At 71.3% G+C, this 25,055-nt stretch carries 19 protein-coding genes; 10 read left to right on the forward strand and 9 right to left on the reverse strand.

Features of this window, described 5'->3' with window-relative positions; translation table 11 throughout:
* Positions 1 to 3 precede the first annotated feature (3 nt).
* A complete protein-coding gene (locus ACJX2R_RS20070) occupies positions 4 to 837 on the reverse strand; it encodes an alpha/beta hydrolase (RefSeq protein WP_413101249.1) in 834 nt (277 codons plus the stop codon).
* A gap of 152 nt (positions 838 to 989) precedes the next feature.
* Positions 990 to 2,126 (reverse strand): DUF5937 family protein, encoded by a 1,137-nt coding sequence (locus ACJX2R_RS20075; protein WP_413101250.1) that lies wholly within the window; start codon positions 2,124 to 2,126, stop codon positions 990 to 992.
* A 113-nt stretch (positions 2,127 to 2,239) separates the two neighbouring features.
* Between ACJX2R_RS20075 and ACJX2R_RS20080 the strand changes: the two genes are divergently transcribed.
* The 3 genes from ACJX2R_RS20080 to ACJX2R_RS20090 are packed head-to-tail and all read left to right on the forward strand — an operon-like array spanning position 2,240 to position 5,372.
* The gene (locus tag ACJX2R_RS20080) at positions 2,240 to 3,253 is read left to right on the forward strand and encodes a Bug family tripartite tricarboxylate transporter substrate binding protein (RefSeq protein ID WP_413101251.1); all 1,014 of its coding nucleotides are present in this window, start codon (positions 2,240 to 2,242) and stop codon (positions 3,251 to 3,253) included.
* Positions 3,250 to 3,855, forward strand: coding sequence for a tripartite tricarboxylate transporter TctB family protein (locus ACJX2R_RS20085; RefSeq protein WP_413101252.1), 606 nt, complete (start codon positions 3,250 to 3,252; stop codon positions 3,853 to 3,855). The genes ACJX2R_RS20080 and ACJX2R_RS20085 overlap by 4 nt, the downstream gene beginning before the upstream one ends.
* A gap of 2 nt (positions 3,856 to 3,857) precedes the next feature.
* The gene (locus tag ACJX2R_RS20090; RefSeq protein ID WP_413101253.1) at positions 3,858 to 5,372 is read left to right on the forward strand and encodes a tripartite tricarboxylate transporter permease; all 1,515 of its coding nucleotides are present in this window, start codon (positions 3,858 to 3,860) and stop codon (positions 5,370 to 5,372) included.
* 87 nt (positions 5,373 to 5,459) lie between these two features.
* Here ACJX2R_RS20090 and ACJX2R_RS20095 read toward each other — a convergent pair whose 3' ends face one another.
* Complete coding sequence (locus ACJX2R_RS20095; protein ID WP_413101254.1) at positions 5,460 to 6,242, reverse strand: class II aldolase/adducin family protein; 783 nt, start codon at positions 6,240 to 6,242, stop codon at positions 5,460 to 5,462.
* A 241-nt stretch (positions 6,243 to 6,483) separates the two neighbouring features.
* Here ACJX2R_RS20095 and ACJX2R_RS20100 point away from each other — a divergent pair, with 241 nt between their 5' ends.
* Entirely contained in the window at positions 6,484 to 8,070 is a 1,587-nt protein-coding gene (locus ACJX2R_RS20100) for an alpha-galactosidase (RefSeq protein WP_413105903.1), read from the forward strand.
* Positions 8,071 to 8,184: 114 nt separating this feature from the next.
* On the opposite strand, the gene ACJX2R_RS20105 is transcribed toward ACJX2R_RS20100, so the two are convergent.
* Entirely contained in the window at positions 8,185 to 8,826 is a 642-nt protein-coding gene (locus ACJX2R_RS20105) for a superoxide dismutase (protein WP_020871311.1), read from the reverse strand.
* Positions 8,827 to 9,238: 412 nt separating this feature from the next.
* Between ACJX2R_RS20105 and ACJX2R_RS20110 the strand changes: the two genes are divergently transcribed.
* On the forward strand, positions 9,239 to 9,361 hold the full coding sequence (locus tag ACJX2R_RS20110; RefSeq protein ID WP_413105904.1) for a tetratricopeptide repeat protein: 123 nt from the start codon (positions 9,239 to 9,241) through the stop codon (positions 9,359 to 9,361).
* On the opposite strand, the gene ACJX2R_RS20115 is transcribed toward ACJX2R_RS20110, so the two are convergent.
* Positions 9,362 to 10,789, reverse strand: coding sequence for an amino acid permease (locus ACJX2R_RS20115; protein WP_413101255.1), 1,428 nt, complete (start codon positions 10,787 to 10,789; stop codon positions 9,362 to 9,364).
* A 256-nt stretch (positions 10,790 to 11,045) separates the two neighbouring features.
* Between ACJX2R_RS20115 and ACJX2R_RS20120 the strand changes: the two genes are divergently transcribed.
* The gene (locus ACJX2R_RS20120; protein WP_413101256.1) at positions 11,046 to 11,639 is read left to right on the forward strand and encodes a biotin transporter BioY; all 594 of its coding nucleotides are present in this window, start codon (positions 11,046 to 11,048) and stop codon (positions 11,637 to 11,639) included.
* Between the two features lie 78 nt (positions 11,640 to 11,717).
* Here ACJX2R_RS20120 and ACJX2R_RS20125 read toward each other — a convergent pair whose 3' ends face one another.
* Positions 11,718 to 12,353 carry a DsbA family protein gene (locus ACJX2R_RS20125; protein ID WP_413101257.1) on the reverse strand — a complete coding sequence of 212 codons (636 nt, stop codon included), beginning with the start codon at positions 12,351 to 12,353 and terminating at the stop codon, positions 11,718 to 11,720.
* Between the two features lie 170 nt (positions 12,354 to 12,523).
* Here ACJX2R_RS20125 and pepN (ACJX2R_RS20130) point away from each other — a divergent pair, with 170 nt between their 5' ends.
* A complete protein-coding gene (gene pepN, locus ACJX2R_RS20130; protein WP_413101258.1) occupies positions 12,524 to 15,142 on the forward strand; it encodes an aminopeptidase N in 2,619 nt (872 codons plus the stop codon).
* 154 nt (positions 15,143 to 15,296) lie between these two features.
* Positions 15,297 to 16,307: a hypothetical protein gene (locus ACJX2R_RS20135; protein WP_413101259.1), complete on the forward strand. Its 1,011-nt coding sequence runs from the start codon at positions 15,297 to 15,299 to the stop codon at positions 16,305 to 16,307.
* 17 nt (positions 16,308 to 16,324) lie between these two features.
* Here the strand turns inward: ACJX2R_RS20135 and ACJX2R_RS20140 are convergent, their stop codons facing one another.
* Positions 16,325 to 18,067, reverse strand: coding sequence for a TIGR03767 family metallophosphoesterase (locus ACJX2R_RS20140; RefSeq protein ID WP_413101260.1), 1,743 nt, complete (start codon positions 18,065 to 18,067; stop codon positions 16,325 to 16,327).
* A gap of 336 nt (positions 18,068 to 18,403) precedes the next feature.
* On the opposite strand from ACJX2R_RS20140, the gene ACJX2R_RS20145 reads away from it, so the two are divergent.
* Both ACJX2R_RS20145 and pepN (ACJX2R_RS20150) read left to right on the forward strand, forming a co-directional pair.
* Positions 18,404 to 19,429 (forward strand): aspartate-semialdehyde dehydrogenase, encoded by a 1,026-nt coding sequence (locus ACJX2R_RS20145; protein ID WP_413101261.1) that lies wholly within the window; start codon positions 18,404 to 18,406, stop codon positions 19,427 to 19,429.
* A 142-nt stretch (positions 19,430 to 19,571) separates the two neighbouring features.
* On the forward strand, positions 19,572 to 22,142 hold the full coding sequence (gene pepN, locus ACJX2R_RS20150; protein WP_413101262.1) for an aminopeptidase N: 2,571 nt from the start codon (positions 19,572 to 19,574) through the stop codon (positions 22,140 to 22,142).
* 68 nt (positions 22,143 to 22,210) lie between these two features.
* Here the strand turns inward: pepN (ACJX2R_RS20150) and ACJX2R_RS20155 are convergent, their stop codons facing one another.
* Entirely contained in the window at positions 22,211 to 24,022 is a 1,812-nt protein-coding gene (locus ACJX2R_RS20155; protein WP_413101263.1) for a tetratricopeptide repeat protein, read from the reverse strand.
* A gap of 21 nt (positions 24,023 to 24,043) precedes the next feature.
* Complete coding sequence (locus ACJX2R_RS20160) at positions 24,044 to 25,018, reverse strand: acyl-ACP desaturase (RefSeq protein WP_262699958.1); 975 nt, start codon at positions 25,016 to 25,018, stop codon at positions 24,044 to 24,046.
* Positions 25,019 to 25,055: the final 37 nt, after the last annotated feature.

The following is a 25,055-nucleotide window of genomic DNA, read 5'->3' on the forward strand; positions in this document are numbered from 1 at the left end:
GGCTCAGACGACGCGCGGAAGGACCCGCTCCGCGAAGCGCCGGACCGCGTCCAGCACCCCCATCCCCTGGTGCCCGACCCCGGGCACGATGTCGAGGGTGACGTCGATGCCCAGCTCGGCGTAGTTGTCCCGCAGCGCGGTGATGCGCTCCACGCGGGTGTGCCCGACGGCGTCGGCGCCGTCCATCCAATTGGAGTCACCGGGGTTGTTGATCTCCCAGGTCTCGGTGTCCTCCGCCCCGACCACCATGTGCACGGGCACCTTACGGATGTCCTCGAGCCGCAGCGGCGCCCCGAAGCGCTGCTCGAACCCCTTCGTACCCAGCCACCACTCGCGGTCCGGGTCGATCAGCGTGACCCGGCCGGGCGCGCCGATGGACACTCCGCACAGCCGGTCGGGGTGCAGATACAGGAAGCGGTGCGCGAACTGCCCGCCGCCCGAGAAGCCCTGGAGCAGAAAGCGCTCGGTGTCGATGTGGAACCGCTCCCCCGCCTCGGCCACGATCGCGAGCAGCTGCTCGTCGTAACGGATGCCGCGGTACTCGATGAACTTGAAGTTGTGCAGGTCCTCCGGGTCGTCGATGCCCGCCGGGAACATCGGGGTGAGCACGACGCAGCCGTGCCGCTCGGAGAACTCGGCCATCGCGTCCCGGTACTGGGACGCGGTGCGCCCGGTGCCGTGCTGGATCACCATGAGCGGCAGCGGGGTGTCGGTGGTCTCGTGGACGGACGGGATGTGCAGGCCGTACGAGAACCGCTGGTCGTGCCGGGAGGCGAACCAGGTGGTGGAGCCGGTGCGGTAGAACGCCTTGGTGGTCTTGACGCGGGGGGTGGTCACGTATCGCTTCCTTCTGCCGTCGCGGGTGCCGCCACGATCCGCAACGGTCGGCGCACGCTCAAGATGATTGCCGCCTGAGCGTCAATGCCTCCGTCAATACCTCCGCCGAGGCCCCTGTCGATGCCCCTGCCGATGCTTCCGGCAGTGCTTTCTCAGCGGTGCAGCGCGGAGAGCAGGTCGACGCCGAGGTTGCGCACCGCCGCCTCGTCCAGCTGGTAGTGCACCCGCGCCCCCTCCCGGTGGGTATGCACCATTCCGGCCTCCCGCAGCTTGCGCAGATGCCGCGACATCTGCGGCGGCGTCATCTCGAACTGGGTGGCCAGCTCCGTCGTCGTCATCGACTGCCGCAGCAGCGCCCGGCACATCCGGATGCGCAGCGGCTCGTCCAGCGCCCGCAGCCCGCGCATCACCACGTCCAGGGCGGTCGGCTCCGCGCCCGCCCCGTCGCGCACCGGGTACTGCACCACGACCGGGTAGCCGGGGTAGTGCTTGATCGCGAGATGCGGGTTGATGTGCAGCGACGGCACCAGCAGACAGGGGCTGTCGGCGAGGCTGGCCCGTGCGTTGTAGAGCTTGTCGAAGACCACCCGGGGCGGATCCGGCTCCATACGGGCGGTGGGGAATCCGGCCAGCACCGCCGCCCCGTAGCGGGAGTGTTCATGGGAGCGGACCCGGGCGTCGGCCTCCAGGGCGGGGCGCAGCCGCGTCCACTCCGACTCGAAGACCTCCTCGGCTACGGCGGACAGGAAGGCGAGGAGGCCGTCGCGGAATCCGGAGGGATCGGCCAGCAGCCGCAGCCCCAGGGCGAACCGGCGCTCGGAGAGCTGCCGCAGCCGGGCCAGGAAGCGCTCCGGCGCCCGGCCGCCGTGCCGGGCCCCGGAGCCCAGGCCGTGCCCGGACCCCGGACCGTGCCCGGACCCCAGGCCGTGCCCCGGCCCCGGGCCGTGGCCGTTCTTGCCGACGAGCGCCTGCTCGGTCATGGTCGCGAACGTCTCCTCGTCCAGCCGCGCCACCTCCGCCAGCTCCTCCTCCAGCTCGCGCTCCGGGCCCGGCGTGAGGGGCAGCAGATAGCGGGCGCGGAAGGCGCCCCACAGCGGCGCCCATCCGCCGGCCCGCTCCAGCAGCCGCTCGTCCGCGCCCTGAAGTACCGCACCCACCCAGCGCCGGCTGGCCGGATGGTGGCGTGGCCCGTCCAGCGCGTGAAGACAGGCGCACAGCTCGGCGAGCGGGGACAGACGGGTGCTGATGCGGTGCTCCGGGGCGGACCCCAGTTCGATCACGACGGGCATCCGGGCAGCGTCGGCCATTGATGCCTTCGAGTCAATCGTCTTGTACGGGCCGTCGGCGGAGGCGCAAGCTCCAGCCCACTTCGGCTTCCCCTCCCTCGCCTGGAGCGTCCCCAATGCCTCCTCTCCTCAGGAACGGCCCTCGTCTGGCAGCGGTGGTCGCCCTCGTGGCCACGGTGAGCAGTGCGTGCACCATCGGTTCGCTGGACGACTCGGGCGCCGTCGCCGACTATCCGTCCCGGGGGCTTTCGATCCTCGCTCCCGGGAGCGTCGGCGGCGGCTGGGACTCGCGGGCGCGCGGCATCGGCTCCGCGCTCACCAGCTGCGAGATCATCGACGAGGACGTCACGGTCACCAACGCCCCGGGCGCGGGCGGCACCATCGGGCTCGCCCGGATGGCGGGGCGGGAAGGCGATCCGTACCAGCTGATGACCATGGACACGGTGACCATGATCGGCGGCGCCCTCCAGAACCACTCCCCCGTGAAGCTGTCCGAGCTCACCCCCGTGGCGGGGCTCACGGTGAGCACCTCCGTGATCGTGGTGCCCGCCCGCTCCCCCTTCCACGACCTGCGCTCGGTGCTGGCCGCCATGCGGAAGGACCCCAAGCGGACGTCCTGGGTGGGCGGGTCGCTGGGCGGCCCGGACCACATCACGGTGGCCGGGCTCGCCAAGGCCGAGGGCGTCTCGGCACGCAAGGTCACCTACGTGCCCACCAGTGGCGGCGGAGAGGTGCTCAACCTGCTGCTGAGCGGGGCCTCGAAGGTCGGCATCTCCACGCTGACGGAGGTCCGGCCGCAGATCGAGGCCGGGAAACTGCGGGTCCTCGCGGTCAGCGGCGGCAAGGCTCCCGAGGGCATCGACGCTCCCACCCTCGGCGAGCTCGGCTACGGGGACGAGTCCGTGGTGAGCGTCGGCGGGGTCATGGCCCCGCCCGGGCTGAGCGACGACGAACAGCGGGCGATCGTGAGGGTGGTGGAGCGGATGCGCCGGACTTCGTGCTGGAAGCGGGCGTTGCGGCAGAACGACTGGAAGGACGTGTGGGTGCCGGGGAAGAAGTACGGCGCCCTGATCGACAAGCAGCAGCGCCAGGTCGGCCAGGCGCTCACGGCCGTGGGGCTCGGCTCATGAGCGCGCGGGACGAGACGGCGAACCTGACGCAGGACGCCGCGGCGGACCCGGCACCGGGCAGCGCGGCGGACCCGACACCCGACAGCGCGGCGAACCATGCCGCCGACAGCGCGTCCCCACCCGACGAGCGGCCCTGGAGCCCCCGGATAGCCGCCCTGCTCTTCCTCGCGGCGGGCGTGGCCGTGCTGGGCTGGGCCTTCGCCATCCCCGAGGGGGCCATCGACCAGGACGTGGGCCCCCGGGCGTTCCCCCTGCTGGTCGGCGTGGGGCTGTGCGTCTCGGCCTCGGTCGCCGTCGTCCAGGCGTTCCGCGGGAGCGACCCGGCGCTGACCGAGCAGGCGCGCGAGGAGGCCAGGCTGACCGAGTGGCGTCCGGTGGCGGCCCTGCTGGCGCTGCTGGTCTGCTATCTGTTCGCGCTGGCCCCCTGTGGCTACTGGCAGTCGACCGCCGTGCTCTTCGCGCTGGTCGCGCGGGTGCTCGGCAGCCGCCGGATCCTCCGTGACGCCCTGATCGGCCTGGTGCTCGCGCTGGCCGTGTACTTCCTCTTCGACCGTCTGCTGGGCATCCACCTGCCGCCCGGCATCGTCCGATTGGCGTTCTGACCATGGATGTCCTCAACGACCTCATGGGCGGTTTCGGCAGCGCGTTCAGCCCCCTGCACCTGCTGCTGGCGTTCGCGGGCTGCACGCTCGGCTCGCTGGTCGGCGTGCTGCCCGGCCTGGGCCCCGCCACCACGGTGGCGCTGCTCCTCCCGCTCACCTTCGTCTTCGACCCCACCGGCGCGCTGGTGCTCTTCGCGGGCATCTACTACGGCGGGATGTACGGCGGCTCCACCACGGCCATCCTGCTGAACGTGCCCGGCGAGACGGCGTCGGTCCCCACCACCCTGGAGGGCCATCCGATGGCCCGCTCCGGGCGCGCCGGGGCCGCGCTCGCCACGGCCGCCATCGGCTCGTTCGTGGCGGGCACGATCTCCACCGTGGGGATCACCTTCGCGGGCCCCGCCATGGCGCGGATCGCCGAGAAGATCCAGCCCGCGGAGTACTTCGCGGTGATGGTCCTCGCCTTCGCCACGGTCACCGCGGTCGTGGCCGAGGCCCCCGCGCGCGGGCTGTGCAGCCTCTTCCTGGGCCTGGCCATCGGGCTCGTCGGCATCGACAGCCTCACCGGCCAGGCCCGCTACACCTTCGGGGTGCCGGAGCTGTACGACGGCGTCCAGATCGTGGCCGTCGCCGTCGGCCTCTTCGCGATCGGGGAGGCGCTCTACACCGCGGCCCGGATGCGACGGGCGCCCGAGGAGCAGATGCTCCCGGTGGGCGGCAGGATCGGGATGGGCCCGGAGGACTGGCGGCGGTCCTGGAAGCCATGGCTGCGGGGTACGGCGATCGGGCTGCCGATCGGCGCCCTGCCCGCGGGCGGCGCGGAGATCCCCACGTTCCTCAGCTACAACGTGGAGAAGCGGCTGTCCCGGCACAAGAAGGAGTTCGGCAAGGGTGCCATCGAGGGCGTGGCCGGCCCCGAGGCCGCCAACAACGCCGCGTTCTCCGGGGTGCTGATGCCCCTGCTGACGCTGGGCATCCCCACCTCGGCGACGGCCGGTGTGCTGCTGATCGCGTTCCAGATGTACAACGTGCAGCCCGGACCCCAGCTGTTCGAGACCCAGTCGGCGCTGGTCTGGACGCTGATCGCCAGCCTCTACATCGGCAATGTGATGCTGCTGGTGCTCAACCTGCCGCTGATCCCGCTGTGGGTGAAGCTCCTCCGGCTGCCCCGCCCGCTGCTCACCGCGGGCATCCTGGTCTTCGCCGCCCTGGGGGTGTACGCCCTGTCCCAGAACGCGGTCGACCTCGGCATCGCGGTGCTCTTCGGCCTGCTGGGCTTCGGCATGCGCCGCGCCGGCTATCCCGTCGCCCCACTGATCCTGGGCGCCGTACTGGGCCCGATGGCGGAGACCCAATTCCGCCGCGCGATGGCCTTCAGCGAGGGCGACTGGACGATCTTCTTCACCCGCCCGCTCTCCGCCGCGATCCTGTGCCTGTCCCTGATCGCCCTGGCCGGCCCGATGGCCGCCCGAGCACTGCGCCGGAGCCGGGAACGCGAGCCGGAACCGGCGGGCTGACCCCCGCGAGCCCCCGCCGGGCCCCCGCGCGAGCCATCCGCGCGGGGACCTCGCCGTGGCGGCTGCTTCCGGCCCGATCCGTCGGCCTCAGTCCCGGTGGTCGGGCGCGATGCGCTCCACCAGGCGGAGGAGAGCGGACCAGGCGAGGGTGTACGCCTGGTCGTCGGTGAAGTCGGAGCCGTGGTCCTCGCCCGACAGCTGGCGGGCGGTGAGCTCGCAGACGTCCGGGTCGGGCGTGGTGAGCTTCGCGCCGCCGGCCATGGCCGTGGTCTGGATCTCGCATGCCTTGTCCAGGTAGTACATCCGCAGGAACGCCTCGCCCGGGGTCTCGCCGACGGTCAGCAGACCGTGGTTGCGCAGGATCAGCGCGGGGTGGTCGGCGAGGTCGGCGACGAGACGGCGCTGTTCGGCGAGGTTGAGGGCGACGCCCTCGTAGGCGTGGTAGCCGACCCTGCCGTAGAACTCCATGGAGATCTGGTTGAGCGGGAGCAGACCGTCCTCCTGCGCGGCGACGGCGCAGCCCGCCTTGGTGTGGGTGTGCAGGACGCAGTGGGCGTCGGGGCGGGCGGCGTGAATGGCGCTGTGGATGACGAATCCGGCGGGGTTGACGGGGTGCGGGGTGTCCTCGACGGGGCGGCCGGAGAGGTCGACCTTGACCAGGTTCGACGCGGTGATCTCCTCGAAGAGCAGGCCGTAGGGGTTGATCAGGAAGTGGTGCTCGGGCCCGGGGACGCGGGCGGAGATATGGGTGAAGATCAGGTCGGTCATCCGGAAGTGGGCCACCAGGCGGTAGACGGCGGCGAGTTCGCGGCGCAGCCGCCGTTCCTCGTCGAGGGGCGCCTGGTCGGCGCGGTGGGGTGAAGCGGACACGGTAAGGACTCCCTCGGGGCGGGGTGACGTCAGGGGACAGTTTCCCCGCGCACACCTCTTGTCACCGAACGACCGGGTCCACAGAATCCTTCGGAGACCAGCTACGGCCCATATCGCGAACATGGTTCGACATATCGAATGGGAGTGGTTCCTGATGCGTCTCGTCCCCCGCCGCCTCCGCCGCCGCCTGTCGCGCTTATCCCACCCCGAACGGCTACGGCCCAGGCGCCTGGCCGGGGCGCTGCTGGCCGGTGTGCTGACCGCCTCCGGGGTGGGCACCGTCGCGGACGCGGCAGCCCCGGCCGATGCGGCACCCACCGCCGGAAAGCCACTGGCCGCCGCAAAAACCCTGGCCGCCGCCCCGCAGATCGGCGTACCCGCCGCACCCATGGGCTGGGCCTCCTGGAACAGCCTCGCCAGCCAGATCGACTACGACACGATCAAGGCCCAGGTGGACGCCCTGGTGTCCTCCGGCATGGCCGAGGCCGGGTACGAGTACGTCAACATCGACGAGGGCTGGTGGTGGGGCACCCGCGACGGCCAGGGCAACATCACCGTCTACAGCAAGCAGTGGCCCGGCGGGATGAAGGCCATCGCCGACTACATCCACAGCAAGGGGCTCAAGGCCGGGATCTACACCGACGCCGGCAAGAACGGCTGCGGCTACTTCTACCCCACCCCGCCGGGCACCCCGCCCGCCCCGGGCAGCGGCAGCGAGGGCCACTACGAGCAGGATCTGCGGGCCTTCCAGGAGTGGGGCTTCGACTACGTCAAGGTCGACTGGTGCGGGGGCCAGGACGAGGGGCTCGACCAGGAGACCACCTACCGGGCGATCAGCGAGGCGAACAAGGCGGCGACCGCCGTCACCGGCCGCCGCCTGGTGCTGTCGCTGTGCGAATGGGGTTCGGGGCGGCCGTGGAACTGGGCCCCGGGCGTGGGCGATCTGTGGCGTACCAGCACCGACATCATCTACTGGGGGCAGACGCCCTCGGCCACCGCGATGCTGTCCAACTTCGACCAGGGCCTGCACCCCACCGCCCAGCACACCGGCTACTACAACGACCCGGACATGCTCATGGTCGGCATGAGGGGTTCCAACGCCACGCTCGACCGCACCCATATGAGCCTGTGGGCGGTCTCCGGCGCCCCGCTGCTCGCCGGGAACGACCTCACCACCATGACGCGCGAGACCGCGGGCAACCTCACCAACCCCGAGGTCATCGCCGTCGACCAGGACCCGCGCGGACTCCAGGGCGTGAAGGTCGCCGAGGACGCCGCGGGGCTCCAGGTGTACGCCAAGGTGCTGTCCGGCACCGGGAAGCGCGCCGTACTGCTGCTCAACCGCACCTCCACCGCCAAGCCCATCACCGCCCGCTGGACCGACCTCGGGCTGACCGGCGCCGCCGCCTCCGTCCGTGACGTCTGGAAACGCGCCCCGGTGGGCACCCACAGCGGCGGCTACACGGCCACCGTCCCGGCCGGGGAGGCCATGCTGCTGACCGTCTCGGGCGCGGAGGCCCCGGGCACCGCGTACCAGAGCGCCACCGGCTCCTTCACCGTCACCGCCAAGACGGCGGGGCTGAAACTGGCCGACATCACGTACGCGAACGGCGGCACCGCCCCGCGCACCGCCACCCTGCGCGTCGGCGGCCAGTCCGCCACCACGCTGGCGCTGCCGCCCACCGGCTCCGCCACCGCCCGCCGCACCGTCTCCGTCCTGGTCTCCCTGGCCAAGGGCGCCAACACCGTGACCGTGAGCGGGGGCCCGGACGCCATCAGCGTCCAGGACCTCCCGGGCACCGGCGGCGCTCAGGCCGTCGGCCGCTGAACGGCAGGGCCCCCGCGCGAGTCGACCGCGCGGGGGCCCCTTTTCCGCCTGCCCGGTGTTCGGTGAGAAGACGATCACGCAAGCAGGGGGTCCGGTGAGGGCTCCGGATTACGGTTACGGGGCCAGCAGCAGATTGTGGGCGCGCTCCTTGGCGGCCGTGTAACGGCGCGCCACATCCTGCCAGTTGACGACCTTCCACATGGCCTCGATGAAGTCCACCTTCTGGTTCTTGTACTGGAGATAGAAGGCGTGCTCCCAGGCGTCGAAGACCAGGATCGGCACCGAGCCCTGGCCCACGTTCCCCTGGTGGTCGTAGACCTGCTCGACCACCAGCCGCCCGCTGACCGGCTCGTACGCCAGCACCCCCCAGCCCGAGCCCTGGGTGGTGGCGGCGGCCTTGGACAACTGGGCCTTGAAGCCCGCGAACGAGCCGAAGGCCTCGGCGATGGCGTCGGCCAGCTCGCCGACCCCGTCCCTCTCCAGCGGCTCGCCGCCGCCGTCGCCGGTCATGTTGTGCCAGTAGATGCTGTGCAGGATGTGGCCGGACAGGTGGAAGGCCAAGTTCTTCTCGAGCCCGTTGATCGAGCCCCACTGATCCTTGTCCCGCGCCTCCGCGAGCTGCTCCATCGTGTCGTTCGCGCCCTTGACGTACGCGGCGTGGTGCTTGTCGTGGTGCAGCTCGATGATCTCGGGGCTGATGACCGGGGCCAGCTCCGAGTAGTCATACGGAAGTTCAGGAAGTGTGTAGATGGCCATGCGAAGCCCTTCGGACCGCTTATTGCAACTAACTTGCAAGTACAGGTTAGCAGCAAGAGCGTTTCCGGACCCTGCGGCGACGTGCATCCGTAGTGGCCTGATCTGGCCGCCGAGTGGCAGGGCCGGGTGCGTCGGCCGCTGCTGGCCCAGCCGGAGGTGGCGGACGAACTGCGCCGCGTCCTTGATGAGTTGAGCCCACGCCTCCCCGATCGGCGCCCCGCCGTCGGTGAGGCGACGAGCGATCGCCGGGGCAGCGCCGGGTGCTCGGCGAGGACTCCGGGGAGACGCTCTTCAGCCGAGCGTGGCTCCTTGAGGTTCTGCCCCGGCTCGGCGATTCGGCGGAGTTCGGCGAAGAGGCCCGGGTCGCCTGAAGGCACGAGTCGCCCACGGGCTGGGCAAGCTGGACGAGGCCATCACGGCGCTCCGGGAGGTCATCGAGCGCCGCGAACGGGTGCTCGGTCCCGAGCACCCGTTCGTCACGCAGCACCGCGAATCGCTCACCGCCTGGCAAGCCGAGGCCGAAGCCCAGCCCTGATCAGCCCTCCCGACGGGCCCCCGCAACCCGCTGCCGTACGAAGCCGATGATCGCGAGGGCGATCGCCATCACGGCCGTGGCGTACAGCTGGCTGCGGGTGTCGGCCTCGCGCAGCATCAGCAGCAGGACCCCGACCGTGGCGGCCAGCGCGACCCAGGTCAGATACGGGAAGAGCCACATCTTCACCACGAGCTTCTCCGGCGCCTCCCGCTGCAAGCGGCTCCGCATCCGCAGCTGCGCCGCGGCGATGAAGCCCCAGACCACCAGCACCGCGGCGCCGACCATGTTGAGCAGCCACTTGAAGATGGTGTCCGGCCACCAGTAGCTCAGCAGCACCGCGACGAAGCCGAAGAAGGAGGAGGCGAGCACGGTGAGGCGGGGCACGCCGCCGGTGACCCGGCCCAGGAAGGCGGGGCCCTCGCCGCGGGTGACCAGGGAGTAGGACATCCGGGAGGCGCCGTAGATGTTGGCGTTCATCGCGGAGAGCAGCGCGATCAGCACGATCACGTTCATGATGTCGCCGGCCGCGGGGATGTCGAGGTGGTTCAGCACGGCCACGTACGGGCCCTTCTCGACCAGGGACTTGTCGTTCCACGGGATGAGCGTGACCACGACCAGCATCGAGCCGACGTAGAAGAGGGCGATGCGCCACATCGCGGTGCGCACCGCGCCCGCGACGCTCTTGACCGGGTTCTCGGACTCGGCCGCCGCGATCGTCACCGTCTCCAGGCCGCCGTAGGCGAAGACGGACGCCAGCAGGCCGACGACCAGGCCGTTCACCCCGTTGGGCAGGAAGCCGCCGTCACCGCTGAGATGGGAGCCGCCCGGGGCGTCGGTGCCCGGCAGGACGCCGAGGACCGCGAGCACGCCCAGGGCGAGGAAGATCGTGATCGCGGCGATCTTCAGCGCGGCGAACCAGAACTCGAACTCGCCGAAGTTGCTGACCGCCGCGAGGTTCGTACCGCAGAACATCGCCATGAAGAGGGCGACCCACATCCAGGATTCGCTGCCCGGGAACCACTGGACCATGATCCCGGCCGCGCCGATCGCCTCGGCTGCGATGCCCACGCACAGCAGGATCCAGAACATCCAGCCCACCGTGAACCCGGCCCACGGCCCGATCGCCCGCTCGGCGTGCACGGAGAACGAGCCGGAGGCCGGGTTGGCCGCCGACATCTCGCCGAGCATCCGCATCACGAGCATCACCAGCAGCCCGGACAGCGCGTAGGCGACCACGATCGACGGACCGGCGGCGGCGATTCCGGCGCCGGAGCCGACGAACAGCCCCGCGCCGATCACACCACCGAGGGCGATCATCGACAGATGGCGCTGCTTGAGGCCGTGGGAGAGCGGCGGCGTGGCGGTCGCGCCGGTGCCGGTCGCCTCGGCGGCGCCGGATGGCGCCGAGGACGCGGGTGTCCGGTTCATTCTTCTTCTCTGTCCCTTACGACGAGCGCCGGTGGCGAATGCAAAACGTCCCTAGTGTGAAGGGCGAGTCCTATGGGGACAACATCGCGGACAATCTTTTCTGGATATCGGACACCGATGTCACGCTCCGTACCGGGGATGTCTGCCAGAAGCCGCCAAGCCGATGCGTCCGGCTTTGTGGTCATCCGATGGTGTCCGCGGCCCCCGCGCTGGGTTAGCGTCCCGGTATCCACCCTCTGACCTGGGAGCATCGCTGATGAGCACTGTTTCTGCCGCCGCCACACCCGGTACGGTCCTCGCGGACGCGGTCTTTCCCGCCCGGCGCGTCCTGGTCCGCGACACCGCGCTGGTCATCGGGGGCGCCGTGCTCACCGGCCTCGCGGCCCAGATCTCGGTGCCCGTCCCCGGTTCGCCGGTGCCGGTGACCGGCCAGACCTTCGCCGCCCTGCTGGTGGGCACCTCGCTGGGCGCCCGGCGCGGCTTCCTGTCGCTGGCGCTGTACACCCTGGTCGGCATGGCGGGCGTGCCGTGGTTCGCCGAGGGCAGCTCAGGCGCCGCCATGCCGTCGTTCGGCTATGTGCTGGGCATGCTGCTGGCGGCGACCGTGGTGGGCGCGCTCGCCCGGCGCGGCGGCGACCGCGGGGTGCTGCGCACCGCGGGCACCATGGCGGTCGGCTCGGCGGTCACCTACGCCGTGGGCGTCCCGTACCTGGCGCTGGCCACCCACATCTCCCTCAGTGAGGCGATCGCGGCCGGGCTCACCCCCTTCCTGATCGGTGACGCCCTGAAGGCCGCCCTGGCGATGGGCGCGCTCCCGGCCGCCTGGAAGCTGGTGGGCCGCCGCGGCTGACCCCACGGAAGCCGACAGGAAAAGGGCCCCCGCGCGGTCGACTCGCGCGGGGGCCCTGCCGTGGCGGCGGAGGAGGGGTCAGTCGAAGATCGGGCCGACCGTGCGGGTCCGCTTGATCTCGTAGAAGCCGGGGATCGAGGCGACCATCAGGGTGCCGTCCCAGAGCTTGGCGGCGGCCTCGCCCTTCGGGGCCGGGGTGACCACGGGGCCGAAGAAGGCGATCTGCTCGCCGTCCGAGCCCGGGACGGCGATGACGGGGGTGCCCACGTCCTGGCCGACCAGGTCGATGCCCTCCTTGTGGGAGGCGCGCAGCTCGGTGTCGTACGCGTCGGAGTCGGCGAAGTCGGCGAGCTCGGCGGGGAGACCGGCCTCCTCGAGGGCGGCCACGATCGTCTCGCGGTTCTTCTCCAGGCCCTGGTTGTGGAAGCGGGTGCCGAGGGCGGTGTAGAGGGGGCCGAGGACCTCGCTGCCGTGCTTCTGCTCGGCGGCGATGCAGATCCGGACCGGGCCCCAGGCGGTCTTCAGCAGCTCGCGGTACTCCTCGGGCAGCTCGTCCAGCTTGGGCTCGTTGAGCACGGCCAGGCTCATGACGTGCCAACGAACCTCGACCGGGCGCACCTTCTCCACCTCGAGCATCCAGCGCGAGGTCATCCAGGCCCAGGGACACAGCGGATCGAACCAGAAATCAGCAGGAGTCTTGGCAGTCTCGGTCACGGTTTCTCCTCAAGCGGGCGCGTTGGTATCGCAAACGAATAGAGAGCTGGTTGCTTCAGCCAACGCGCGCGGGAGGGGGCTCATTCCCCGATGCCGCGTGTCGGTGCCCCGTGACATGATTTCCGCTGTCCGATATCCGAGATGCGAGACATTGGCGAGGGAGCCGCGTCGTGCCCGGTGAGAACCTGACCCGTGACGAGGCCCGTGAGCGGGCGAAGCTGCTGGCCGTCGAGGGTTACGAGGTGGCGCTCGATCTGCGGTCCGCGGTGGGTGAGCACACCGGGTCCGGGCCGCGCACCTACCGCTCCACCACGACGATCCGCTTCCGCTGCGCCGAGCCGGGCGCCGCGACCTTCGCCGATCTGCTGGCGCCCTCGGTGACCTCGGTGCGGCTCAACGGGCGGGAGCTGGACCCGGCGGCGGTCTTCGACGGCTCCCGGATCGCGCTGGACGGCCTCGCCGCGGAGAACGAGCTGGTGGTGGACGCGCGGTGCGCGTACAGCCGGACCGGCGAGGGGCTGCACCGCTTCGTGGACCCGGAGGACGGCGAGGTCTACCTCTACACGCAGTACGAGCCGGCCGACGCCCGCCGGGTCTTCGCCAACTTCGAACAGCCGGACCTCAAGGCCCCGTTCACCTTCTCGGTGACCGCCCCGGAGGGCTGGACGGTGCTGAGCAACGGGGCGGTGGACCGGGTGGAGCCGTCCGGTGCCGCCGACGCCGCCGCGACCAGCCACTTCGTGACCACCCGGCCCATCTCGACGTACATCACGGCCGTGGTCGCCGGTCCCTACCACTACGAGAGCGACCTCTACCGCCGCACGCTGCCGGACGGCTCGGCGCTGGAGATCCCGCTGGGCGCGCTCTGCCGCAAGGGGCTGGCCAAGCACTTCGACGCGGACGACATCTTCACCGTCACCAAGCAGGGCCTGGACTTCTTCCACGACCACTTCGACTATCCGTACCCGTTCGGCAAGTACGACCAGGCGTTCGTGCCGGAGTACAACCTCGGCGCGATGGAGAACCCGGGCTGTGTGACCTTCCGGGAGGAGTTCATCTTCCGCGGCAAGGTCACGAAGGCGTCGTACGAGGGCCGGGCGAACGTCATCCTGCACGAGATGGCGCATATGTGGTTCGGCGACCTGGTGACCATGGAGTGGTGGGACGACCTGTGGCTCAAGGAGTCGTTCGCGGACTTCATGGGGGCGTTCTCGCTGGTCGGGGCGACCCGCTTCACCGACGGCTGGATCACCTTCGCCAACCGTCGCAAGGCATGGGCGTACCGCGCCGACCAGCTGCCGTCCACCCACCCGGTCACGGCCGACATCCGTGACCTGGAGGACGCCAAGCTCAACTTCGACGGGATCACCTACGCCAAGGGCGCGTCCGTGCTCAAGCAGCTGGTGGCCTACGCCGGGCAGGACGCCTTCCTGGAGGGCGCGCGGCGCTACTTCAAGCGGCACGCGTACGGCAACACCCGGCTGTCGGATCTGCTGTCGGTGCTCGGCGAGACCTCGGGGCGGGACATGGCCACCTGGTCGCGCGCCTGGCTGGAGACCGCGGGGGTCAACGCGCTCACACCGCACACCACCTATGACGCCGAGGGGCACATCACCGAGCTGGCGGTGGTCCAGGAGGCCGCCGAGAGTCATCCGACGCTGCGGCCGCACCGGGTGGCCGTGGGGCTGTACCGCAAGGAGGCCCCGGCCGGGGAGCGCCCCGGGGCGCTGGTGCGCTACGCCCGCGCCGAGGTGGACGTCGACGGCCCCCGTACGGTGATCCCCGAGCTGGCCGGCGCCTCCCGGCCCGATCTGATCCTGGTCAACGACGACGACCTCACCTACTGCAAGATCCGCTTCGACGAGGGTTCGCTGGACACCCTGCGCGAGCACCTGGGCGAGCTGACCGACCCCCTCGCCCGCGCCCTGAGCTGGTCCGCGCTGTGGAACCTCACCCGTGACGCGCTGCTGCCCGCCCGCGACTATCTGGAGCTGGTGCGGCGGTTCGCCGGGGCCGAGAGCGACATCGGGGTGCTCCAGATGGTCCAGGCGTGGGCGCTGTCCGCCCTGCACGACTACTCGGCGCCGGACGCGCGCGAGGAGGCCGCCGCCCGGGTGGCCGAGGGCGCGCTGAGCGAGCTGCGGCGGGCCGAGCCGGGCAGCGGGCACCAGCTGGCCTGGGCGCGGTTCTTCGCGCAGGTGGCCGTCGCCGACTCCGAGCTGCGGCTGCTGCGCGGGCTGCTGGACGGCACGGCCCGGATCGACGGGCTGGATGTGGACCAGGAGCTGCGCTGGACGTTCCTGGCCGCGCTGGCCTCGAGCGGCCAGGCCGACGAGGCGCTGATCGCCGCCGAGCTGGCCCGTGACGACACCGCCTCCGGCAAGCGCCACCAGGTGCGGTGCCTGGCCGCCCGGCCCTCCGCCGCGGTCAAGGCCGAGGCGTGGGAGGCGGTGGTGGAGTCCGACCGGCTCTCCAACGCCCTGGTGGAGGCCACCATCTCCGGTTTCGACCAGCCGGGCCAGCGGGATCTGCTGGCACCGTACGCACCGCGCTACTTCGAGGTGATCGAGCGCGTCTGGCAGGAGCGGTCGATCGAGATCGGGATGGCTATCGTGCGCGGGCTGTTCCCGGCCGCCCAGGGCGACACCCGCACCCTGGACGCGGCCGACACCTGGCTGGACGGGCACCCGGACGCGGCCCCCGCGCTGCGCCGACTGGTCCTGGAGGCCCGCGACGACCTCGCCCGCGCCCTGCGCGGCCAGGAGTGCGACGCGAGGGCGGCCGCCTGACGCGAACGTTCGACCGCAGCGGGAGCTTCTTCGGGAGAAGAGGGGAGCTCTTTCGGCATTCGAACTGCCGTACTTTAGTACGGCGTTGTCCGCTTTTGTCGACGACTGTGTAACAGCGGTTAGCGGGTGGAGCGGGCGCGGGAATGGCGGGAGCATGAGCCACAACACACCGCTGTCCCCCCGCCCCCTCCACCACCTCTCGGACGTCCAGCGCCGGGTCCTGACGACACGTCAACTGCGCGAGCACGGTGTGACCGCGTCCGTCGCCGCGGAGCGCTCCCGGGCCGGCGGGCCCTGGCAGCAGATCCTGCCGGGCGTCCATCTGCTCCACCCGGGCCCCGCGACCAGCGAGGAGCGGCTGCTGGCCGCGCTGCTGTACACCGCGAGCCGTGGCCAGGGGCCCGACGGGGCGACGCCGGGCGGCGAGGCGATGATCACCGGGCTGGCGGCGCTCGCCCTGCGCCACTTCTCCTCCGCTCCCCCGCTGGCCTCCCTCGACCACATCGACGTCCTGGTGCCGCGCACCCGGCGGCTGCGCGCCACCGGCTTCGTCCGCTTCGTCCGGGCCGGCACCCTGCCCGCCCCCCAGTACCTCGCGGGCGTGCCCACCGCCCCGGTGGCCCGCGCCCTCGCGGACGCCGTGGCCCGGCTCACCGACGCGGTACTGGTCCGCAGGCTGCTCACCGAGTCCGTGCGCCACGGCCACTGCGAGGCCGCGGCCGTCGTCGCGGAGCTGAACTCGGCCCGGCTGCTGTCCCGGCCGCATGTCGTGGACGCCGTGGAGGCGCTGCTCGCCGAGGGCCGGGCGATCGCCGAGGGGCGGCTGTACGACATGGTGCGCGGCCACCATCTGCCCGAGCCGCTGTGGAACGTGGAGCTGCGGCTGCCCGGCGGTCCCGCCCTCGGCGGAGTGGACGCCTACTGGCGTGAGCAGGCGGTGGCGGTGGAGATCGACGCCCGGGCGCCGCGCCAGGACGAGGAGGTCTGGCGCGGCGGCTCCGGCCGCAAGCGCGAGCACCTGGAGCGGCTCGGGATCACGGTCGTGCGCGTGACCCCGAGGCGGCTCCGGGAGTCACCGGAGGAGCAGGCCGCGGTGGTCCGTACCGCCCTGATCGCGGCGGCCGACCGCGAACCGGCCCCCTATGTGGTGGTCCTGCCGCGCTGAGGCGCCCGCCGCACGGCTCAGGGCTTGCGCAGCAGCAGCTCGGTGTTGCGGTCCGTCGCGTCGCCGGCCAGCTTCTGGCTGGCGCCGGGGGCGTTGAAGGAGAGCTCGCGGTAGAGGGCCGCGAGCCCGGTCTGGGACAGGTCCGAGAAGTCCGTACGGTGCGGCGCGGCCGACTCGATGAGCGTGGTGAACAGGGAGATCGTGCCGTCGTGGTTGTCCACGACCTCGAACACCCGGGCCAGCTGGGGAAAGTCCACATGCGAGGCGGTGGTGATCTCCCAGAAGGTGCCACGCGGGGTGATCTCGTTTTGGTGGCTGTGGCCGTTGATCCAGGCCAGCACCTTGGGGTGGCGCTGGAAGAGGGCGACGACCTCGTCCCCGCCGTGGCGGGCCTCGCCCGGGCGGCCCGGGTCGTGGTTCATGTTGTCCAGACTGCGGCTGTAGTGGTGGCTGAAGACGATCACGTAGTCGTCCTTGTGGGCCTTCAGCGTCCGCTCCAGCCAGCGCAGTTGGGCGGTGCCGAGCGAACCGGTGTAGTGGCCGCCCGGGTCGGTGGTGTCCAGGCTGATGCCGATCATGTTCTCGGAGATCCGGAACGAGTAGTGGAGCGTGCCCTGCTCGAGGTTGTCCTTGGTGTAGCCGTGGCCGACCGGTCCGGAGCCGGTGGCGGCCGGGTCGAGGTGCGCGGCCAGGTACTCGCTCTGGCTGAAGGGCGCGCGGCGCTCATCGGGGGTGACCGTGCGCATGTCCTTGGCGTGCGCGTCCAGCAGCGCCTTCATCTGGACGCCCTTGGGGTCGTCACCGACGCGCGTGCCCTTGAACAGCCGCTCCGCGTCGGCCGCCGGGATGATCTCCAGCTTGCGCTTCCCGGTGGCGAAGTCCGTGTAGTAGTCGTGGCCGAGGGAGTAGACACCGCCCGCCAGATCGTCGTGGTTGCCGATGGTGGAGTACCACGGCAGCCGCAGCCCGGGGCTGTTGACGGTGCGCAGCGCGGCCTCGAGGAAGCCGTCGACGCGCGGGAAGCCGGCCTTCTTGTCGGCGTCGCGCAGCGCCTCCTCGGGGTGCCAGAACTCCTTGAGCCCGCTGTTCTGGACGCCCTCGTAGCGGCGCGGATCGCCGGTGTTGGGGGTGATCCGGCCGCCGTTCATGGCGGTCAGGAACCAGTCCAGCTCGATCTTGGCGTTGTTGTCGGTGTTGTCGCCGGTGGTCATGACGAACGACAGCGGCGCCCCGGTGGCCGGTCCGCCGCGCAGCCCGTTGATCCGCTCGATGAGCGAGGCGACCCCGGCGACGGTCAGCGCCTCGTGCGGCCGCCATGCCCCGGCGCGCCCGGAGCGCAGGAACTCGTAGCGCATCGGGTGCTGGACATCGGTCAGGTGCAGATCCGTGAGCTGGACGAACGAGGCGAGCGCGGTGCGCCGGTCCTCGCGGCCGCCCTTGGCGCCGGTGATCTCGGTGCGGACCTCGCGGGCCCAGGCGGGGCCGTCGGCGAGCCGCCGGTAGCCCGTGGCCCCGTGTGCGGCCGAGAACGTCTCCAGCGTCGTACCGGCCGTCGAGGGCGCCGCCGGGGCCTCCACCACCCGGCGCCCCGCGGCGTGCGCGGTGGCGGGCTGCGAGGCACCGGCCGAGCCGCTGCCGGGACCGAAGGCGATTCCCAGGCCGGCCGTGGCACCGGTGGCGGTGGCGGCGGCGAGGAAGGTGCGCCGGTCGAGGGTGGCGACGGCAGCTGCGGCGGACCGTACGGACCGTATGCGGGACATGCGCGATCTCCCCGAGTGGACACGCGGTGACGGGCGGACAGCGCGGCTGTCCTCACCTGGATCGTTGGCATCGGGGATGGCCTGGGAGTGAACGAGGCGGCAACGCGGGCCGCCGATCTCCACACGTGGATCTTGGCGGTGGCAAACGGTCATCGCGCCCTTGTGAACAGGAATTCTTCCGCTCACTCGGCGTTCATCAGATCTGGGAACCGCCCCCGCCATATCCGGGACCGGCCCCAGCCGTGGGATAAATCACGGGACGATAACGGACCCGCCTGAGACACTTGCCAGGAGGGTAGGCGCCTCGAACAGGCACAACCAAGGAAAAGGGCTGATATGAGGATCGGAATCGTCGGAGCGACCGGCCAGGTCGGCGGAGTGATGCGCAGGGTGCTCGCCGAGCGTGACTTCCCGGCCGAGCAGCTGCGGCTGTTCGCCTCCGCCCGCTCGGCCGGTCGTACGCTCCCGTGGCGCGGCACCGAGATCACCGTCGAGGACGCCGCCACGGCCGACTACTCCGGTCTGGACATCGTCCTGTTCTCCGCCGGCGGCGCCACCTCCAAGGCGCTGGCCGAGAAGGTCGCCGCCCAGGGCCCGGTCGTGATCGACAACTCCTCGGCCTGGCGGATGGACCCCGAGGTGCCGCTGGTGGTCGCCGAGGTCAACCCGCACGCCGCGGTGGACCGCCCCAAGGGCATCATCGCCAACCCGAACTGCACCACCATGGCCGCCATGCCGGTGCTGCGCCCGCTGCACACCGAGGCCGGGCTCACCGCCCTGGTGGCCACCACCTACCAGGCCGTCTCCGGCTCCGGGCTGTCCGGCGTGGCCGAGCTCGACGGCCAGATCCGCAAGACCGCCGACCGCGCGACCGAGCTCACCCACGACGGTGCCGCGGTGGAGTTCCCCGAGCCCGGGGTGTACGCCCGCCCGATCGCGTTCAATGTGCTCCCGATGGCCGGGAAGATCGTCGACGACGGCCGGTTCGAGACCGACGAGGAGCACAAGCTCCGCAACGAGAGCCGCAAGATCCTGGAGATCCCGGAGCTGAAGGTGTCCGGCACCTGTGTCCGGGTCCCGGTCTTCACCGGCCACTCGCTCCAGGTGAACGCCCGTTTCGAGCGTCCGATCAGCGTGGAGCGCGCCTATGAGCTGCTGGCCGCGGCCCCGGGCGTGGCGCTTTCGGAGATCCCGACCCCGCTCCAGGCCGCGGGCCAGGACCCCAGCTATGTGGGCCGGATCCGGGTGGACGAGACGGTCGAGCACGGTCTCGCGCTGTTCCTGTCCAATGACAACCTGCGCAAGGGCGCGGCGCTGAACGCGGTGCAGATCGCCGAGCTGGTGGCGGCCGATCTGACCTGACGCCCGCGTCTCGGCTCGGAGGGGAGCGGCCCGGCGGCCGCTCCCCTCCTTTCGTCTCCCGTCAGTCCCGGGTCCGACGTGCGAGGATGGCCATCCGCCTGACGCATGGCGTACCGCACATGACGAACGGGAGTTAGCCGACGTGCCTGGCACCAACCTCACAAGGGAGGAAGCCCAGCAGCGGGCGCGCCTCCTCACGGTGGACGCGTACGAGATCGAACTGGACCTGAGCGGCGCCCAGGAGGGCGGTACCTACCGCTCCGTGACCACGGTGCGCTTCGACGCCGCCGAGTCGGGCGCGGAGTCGTTCATCGACCTGGTGGCGCCCACGGTGCACGAGGTGGTGCTGAACGGCGACACGCTCGACCCGAACGAGGTCTTCAAGGATTCGCGGATCGCCCTGCCGGGGCTGCTGGCCGGGCACAACGAGCTGCGGGTGGTCGCGGACTGCGCCTACACCAACACCGGTGAGGGGCTGCATCGCTTTGTCGACCCGGTCGACCAGCAGGCGTACCTCTACACCCAGTTCGAGGTGCCCGACGCCCGCCGGGTGTTCGCCAGCTTCGAGCAGCCCGACCTGAAGGGCACGTTCCAGTTCACCGTGACGGCGCCCGAGGGCTGGACGGTGATCTCGAACTCGCCGACGCCGGAGCCGAAGGACAACGTCTGGCGGTTCGAGCCGACCCCGCGCATCTCCACGTACATCACCGCGCTGATCGTCGGCCCGTACCACAGTGTGCACAGCTCCTACGAAAAGGACGGCCGCTCGGTGCCGCTGGGCATCTACTGCCGTCCCTCGCTCGCGGAGTACCTCGACTCGGACGCGATCTTCGCGGTGACGCGGCAGGGCTTCGCGTGGTTCGAGGAGAAGTTCGACTACGCATACCCGTTCGCCAAGTACGACCAGCTGTTCGTGCCGGAGTTCAACGCGGGCGCGATGGAGAACGCGGGCGCGGTGACCATCCGCGACCAGTACGTCTTCCGCTCCAAGGTGACGGACGCGGCGTACGAGACGCGCGCCGAGACCATCCTCCACGAGCTGGCCCATATGTGGTTCGGCGACCTGGTCACCATGGAGTGGTGGAACGACCTGTGGCTGAACGAGTCGTTCGCCACCTACACCTCGATCGCCTGCCAGGCCCACGCGCCCGGCAGCAGGTGGCCGCACTCCTGGACCACCTTCGCCAACTCCATGAAGACCTGGGCCTACCGGCAGGACCAGCTGCCGTCCACCCACCCGATCATGGCCGAGATCAACGACCTGGACGACGTCCTGGTCAACTTCGACGGGATCACGTACGCCAAGGGCGCCTCGGTGCTCAAGCAGCTGGTCGCGTACGTCGGGATGGACGAGTTCTTCCGTGGCGTCCAGGCGTACTTCAAGCGCCACGCCTACAAGAACACCCGGCTGTCGGACCTGCTCGGCGCGCTGGAGGAGACCAGCGGACGCGATCTGAAGACCTGGTCCAAGCAGTGGCTGGAGACGGCGGGCATCAATGTGCTGCGGCCGGAGATCGAGACCGACGCGAGCGGCACGGTGACCTCCTTCGCGGTGCGGCAGGAGGCCCCGGCGCTTCCGCCCGGCGCCAAGGGCGAGCCAACACTGCGGCCGCACCGCATCGCCATCGGCCTCTACGACCTCAACCCGACCGGCAAGCTGATCCGCTCCGAGCGGATCGAGCTGGACGTGGACGGCGAGCTGACCCAGGTGGAGCAGCTGACCGGCACAAAGCGCCCCGCGGTGATCCTGCTCAACGACGACGACCTCACCTACGCGAAGGTGCGGCTGGACCCGGACTCGCTGGCCGTGGTCACCGAGCACCTCGGCGACTTCGAGGAGTCGCTGCCGCGCGCGCTGTCCTGGGCCTCGGCCTGGGACATGGTCCGCGACGGCGAACTGGCCACCCGCGACTACCTCGCGCTGGTGCTCTCGGGCATCGCCAAGGAGTCGGACATCGGCGTCGTCCAGTCCCTGCACCGCCAGGTGAAGCTGGCCCTGGACCTGTACGCCGCGCCGGACTGGCGCGAGACGGGCCTGGCCCAGTGGACCCAGGCCACGCTCGACCACCTGCGGGCGGCGGCGCCGGGCAGCGACCACCAGCTGGCCTGGGCGCGGGCCTTCACGGCGACGGCCCGCACCGACGCCCAGCTGGACCTGGTCTCCGGGCTGCTCGAGGGCACCGAGACGATCGAGGGCCTGATCATCGACACCGAGCTGCGCTGGGCGCTGCTGGAGCGGCTCGCCGCCACGGGGCGCGCCAACGAGGCCGCGATCGCGGCGGAGCTGGAGCGCGACAAGACCTCCGCGGGCGAGCGGCACGCCGCGACGGCGCGGGCCGCGCGGCCGACACCGGAGGCGAAGGCGGAGGCGTGGGCCTCGGTCGTGGAGAGCGACAAACTGCCCAACGCCGTGCAGGAGGCGGTGATCGGCGGCTTCATCCAGACCGATCAGCGGGAGCTGCTGGCGCCGTACACGGAGAAGTACTTCGCGGTGGCGAAGGACGTCTGGAACAACCGCAGCCATGAGATGGCGCAGCAGATCGTGGTGGGGCTGTACCCGGCACTCCAAGTCGCGCCGGAGACCCTGGACGCCACGGACGCGTGGCTCGCGTCCGCCGAGCCGACGGCGGCGCTGAGGCGTCTGGTGACGGAGTCACGAGCGGGCATCGACCGCGCCCTCCGCGCACAGGCGGCAGACGCCGCCGCGAGCTGACCGCGGCGCGAGCGTGGTGGGTTGTGGGCAATCGTTCCGCCCTGCGGAACAATTGCCCACAAACCTGTTTACCTAGGGTCGCGTAAGGCTAGGCGGGCCATTTCGCCGTATTGGTGGAGCAGGTCCGGGTACGCCTGCGCGGCGACCCGAAGCCAGCGTTCCGCTTCCTCCACCCGCCCCAACCCCCGCAACGCCTCCGCCAGCCAGTACGGCGCCTCCTCATGCTCCCCCGCGCACGCCGCCCTCAACAGCGGCTCCGCCTCCGCATACGCCCCCCGCCGCACCATGCTCCGCCCCGCCAGAAACGCGGGCGGCACGAGACCGCTGCGCGCGGCGCGCACATACCACCGCTCGGCGTGCTGCGGATCCCCGCCGCGCTCCTCCGACGTCCAGCCCAGCCACCACGCGGCGCGCCCATGCCCCAGGTCGGCCGCCCGGCGGAACCAGATCTGGGCGGTACGCCGGTCCCCGGCCTCGTCGTGGATCCGGCCGATGTCATACGCCGCTCCGGCGTCTCCCTCCGCCGCCGCGGGCTCGTAGTACGGCACCATCCGCAGCCCCTTGGCGCCGCCCCCCTCGTACAGCATCCGCCCGAGGGCGAGCAGGGCCCGCGGGGTGCCCGCCTTGCGGTACCACTCGGCGGCCTCCGGGAGCCGGTGCAGCCGGTCCAGCGCGTCGGCGTACGCGAACCAGGCGTCCGGGCCGCCCTCCTCGGCGCGGGCCCGCAGCGCGGGCAGCCGCTCCTCCCACTCAGGGGGCGGCATCCGCTCGGGGTCGGCCCGGATCGCGGCGATGTCCCGAAGCGCCACGACGATCCGCTCCTCGCCCTCGTCGAACGGGTTAGGGCCGTCCTCCTCGCCGACGCCGCCGACACCGTCAACACTGCCGACATGGTCGACACCGTCGACCCCCGTGGCCCGCAGCCACCGCTCCGCCTCCTCCAGCCGCCGCTGCCGCACGCACAGCACCCCGAGGTTGAAGCAGGCCCACATGTGGCCGCCGTCCGCCGCGTCGGCGGTGCGGTACCACTCCTCGGCCGCGCGCAGCTCGCCGTTCTCCTCGGCCCAGACGCCGAGGACGTACGCCGCGCCGTCGTAGCCCCGCTCATGGGCGCGTTCGACGAGGGCGCGGGCCTCGGCCCAGCGGCCGTCGTCGCGGGCGATGAAGAGGGCCTGGTCCACCAGCGCCTTGGCGCCGCCGACCGCGGCCGCACGGGCGTACAGCGCCTCGGCCTCCGCGACCATCCGGGGGTAGCGCTCGAACATCGCCTTGCGCTCCGGGTCGAGCAGCTCGCGCAGCGCCTCGTACGCCCCCTCGGGGTCGCCCTCGGCCTCCGCCCGGGCGAGGGCCGCGCGCCAGCCGTCCAGGTCCCTCAGCATGTTCTGGATGGCCCGGCGGCTGTGGGCGGCGACGTCGTCGCCCTCGGCGGACGCCTCGGCCAGCCGCTCCAGGGCGGTGTCCCACGCACCGCGGGCGGCCAGCAGCACGGCGCCGTTGGTCTTGCACTCGACGCTGCCGAGCGCGGCCCCGTGCTCGTACCACCGCTCGGCGCCGGCCGTGTCACCGGCCTCCTGGAGCAGCCGGGCCAGACCGAACGCACAGCCGCCGTCGCGATCGGCGGCCGTGCGGTACCACCGCTCGGCATCGGCGAACTCGCCGCGGTCCTTATGGCAGATCGCGAGCGTGCGCGAGGCGTCGGCGTCCCCGGCGTCGGCGGCCCTGGCCCACCACGGCAGGGCCTCGTCCAAGCGGCCCAGGCCGGTGAGGAGTTCGGCGTAGGGCCGGTACGCGCCCGGCTTCCCGGCCGCCGCCGCGGCCCTCAGCCGGGCCGCTTCGGCTTCCGGATCCACCGCCGCATCTTGCGATGAATGTTCGACCATCACCCGATGGTGCCAGAGTGATCACGACCGTTCGGCACGGGCCCTGCGACGGGCCAGCAACGCCTCGCGCTTCTCGTCGAACTTGGCGGCCTGATCGTCCAATCCGCCCATGTAGAGCCCCAGTTCCTCCTGCGCCTTGAGCCCCTCCGGGCCGAGCCCGCCGATCTCCAGGACCTTCAGGAAGCGCAGCACGGGCTGGAGGACGTCGTCGTGGTGGATGCGCAGGTTGTAGATGCCGCCGATGGCGATCTGGGCGGCGGCGCGCTCGAAGCCGGGCATTCCGTGGCCCGGCATGCGGAAGTTGACCACCACGTCGCGGACGGCGCACATGGTCTGGTCGGGGGCCAGCTCAAACGCCTTCCCGAGCAGGTTCCGGTAGAAGATCATGTGCAGGTTCTCATCGGTGGCGATGCGCGCCAGCATCCGGTCGCAGACCGGGTCGCCGGAGTGATGGCCGGTGTTGCGGTGCGAGATGCGGGTGGCCAGCTCCTGGAAGGCGACATACGCCACGGTGTGCAGCATGCTGTGCTGGTTGTCCGATTCGAAGCCCTCGGACATGTGCTCCATGCGGAACCGCTCCAGCTGCACCGGGTCGACGGCGCGGCTGGTCAGCAGGTAGTCGCGCATCACGATGCCGTGACGGCCCTCCTCCGCCGTCCAGCGGTGGACCCAGGTGCCCCAGGCGCCGTCCCGGCCGAAGAGGGTCGCGATCTCGTGGTGGTAGCTGGGGAGGTTGTCCTCGGTGAGGAGGTTGACCACAAGCGCTATCCGGCCGACCTCGCTGACCTTGGACTGGTCGGGCGCCCATGCCTCACCGCCCATGATCCCGTCGAAGTTCCGGCCGTCGCTCCACGGGACGTACTCGTGCGGCATCCACTCCTTGGCGACCTTCAGATGCCGGTTGAGCTCGGTCTCGACGACCTCTTCGAGTGCGTACAGGAGCTGGGTGTCGCTCCAGACGGCCTGACCGTGGCGGTGGGAGGGGGCGAGTGTCACGGTGGGGCTCCAGGGGACGGGGCGGCGACGGGCTTTA

It is taken from the genome of Streptomyces sp. Inha503, assembly GCF_047215865.1.
GTDB classification, from domain to species: domain Bacteria; phylum Actinomycetota; class Actinomycetes; order Streptomycetales; family Streptomycetaceae; genus Streptomyces; species Streptomyces lycopersici.

Excerpts from the sequence above, each read along its gene's own strand:
- ACJX2R_RS20120 (WP_413101256.1), top strand. The coding sequence starts at position 11,046 with ATGAGCACTGTTTCTGCCGCCGCCACACCCGGTACGGTCCTCGCGGAC.
- ACJX2R_RS20090 (WP_413101253.1), top strand. The coding sequence starts at position 3,858 with ATGGATGTCCTCAACGACCTCATGGGCGGTTTCGGCAGCGCGTTCAGC.
- ACJX2R_RS20075 (WP_413101250.1), bottom strand. The coding sequence starts at position 2,126 with ATGCCCGTCGTGATCGAACTGGGGTCCGCCCCGGAGCACCGCATCAGC.
- ACJX2R_RS20115 (WP_413101255.1), bottom strand. The coding sequence starts at position 10,789 with ATGAACCGGACACCCGCGTCCTCGGCGCCATCCGGCGCCGCCGAGGCG.
- ACJX2R_RS20155 (WP_413101263.1), bottom strand. The coding sequence starts at position 24,022 with ATGGTCGAACATTCATCGCAAGATGCGGCGGTGGATCCGGAAGCCGAA.
- ACJX2R_RS20140 (WP_413101260.1), bottom strand. The coding sequence starts at position 18,067 with ATGTCCCGCATACGGTCCGTACGGTCCGCCGCAGCTGCCGTCGCCACC.
- ACJX2R_RS20085 (WP_413101252.1), top strand. The coding sequence starts at position 3,250 with ATGAGCGCGCGGGACGAGACGGCGAACCTGACGCAGGACGCCGCGGCG.
- ACJX2R_RS20105 (WP_020871311.1), bottom strand. The coding sequence starts at position 8,826 with ATGGCCATCTACACACTTCCTGAACTTCCGTATGACTACTCGGAGCTG.
- ACJX2R_RS20145 (WP_413101261.1), top strand. The coding sequence starts at position 18,404 with ATGAGGATCGGAATCGTCGGAGCGACCGGCCAGGTCGGCGGAGTGATG.
- ACJX2R_RS20135 (WP_413101259.1), top strand. The coding sequence starts at position 15,297 with ATGAGCCACAACACACCGCTGTCCCCCCGCCCCCTCCACCACCTCTCG.
- ACJX2R_RS20080 (WP_413101251.1), top strand. The coding sequence starts at position 2,240 with ATGCCTCCTCTCCTCAGGAACGGCCCTCGTCTGGCAGCGGTGGTCGCC.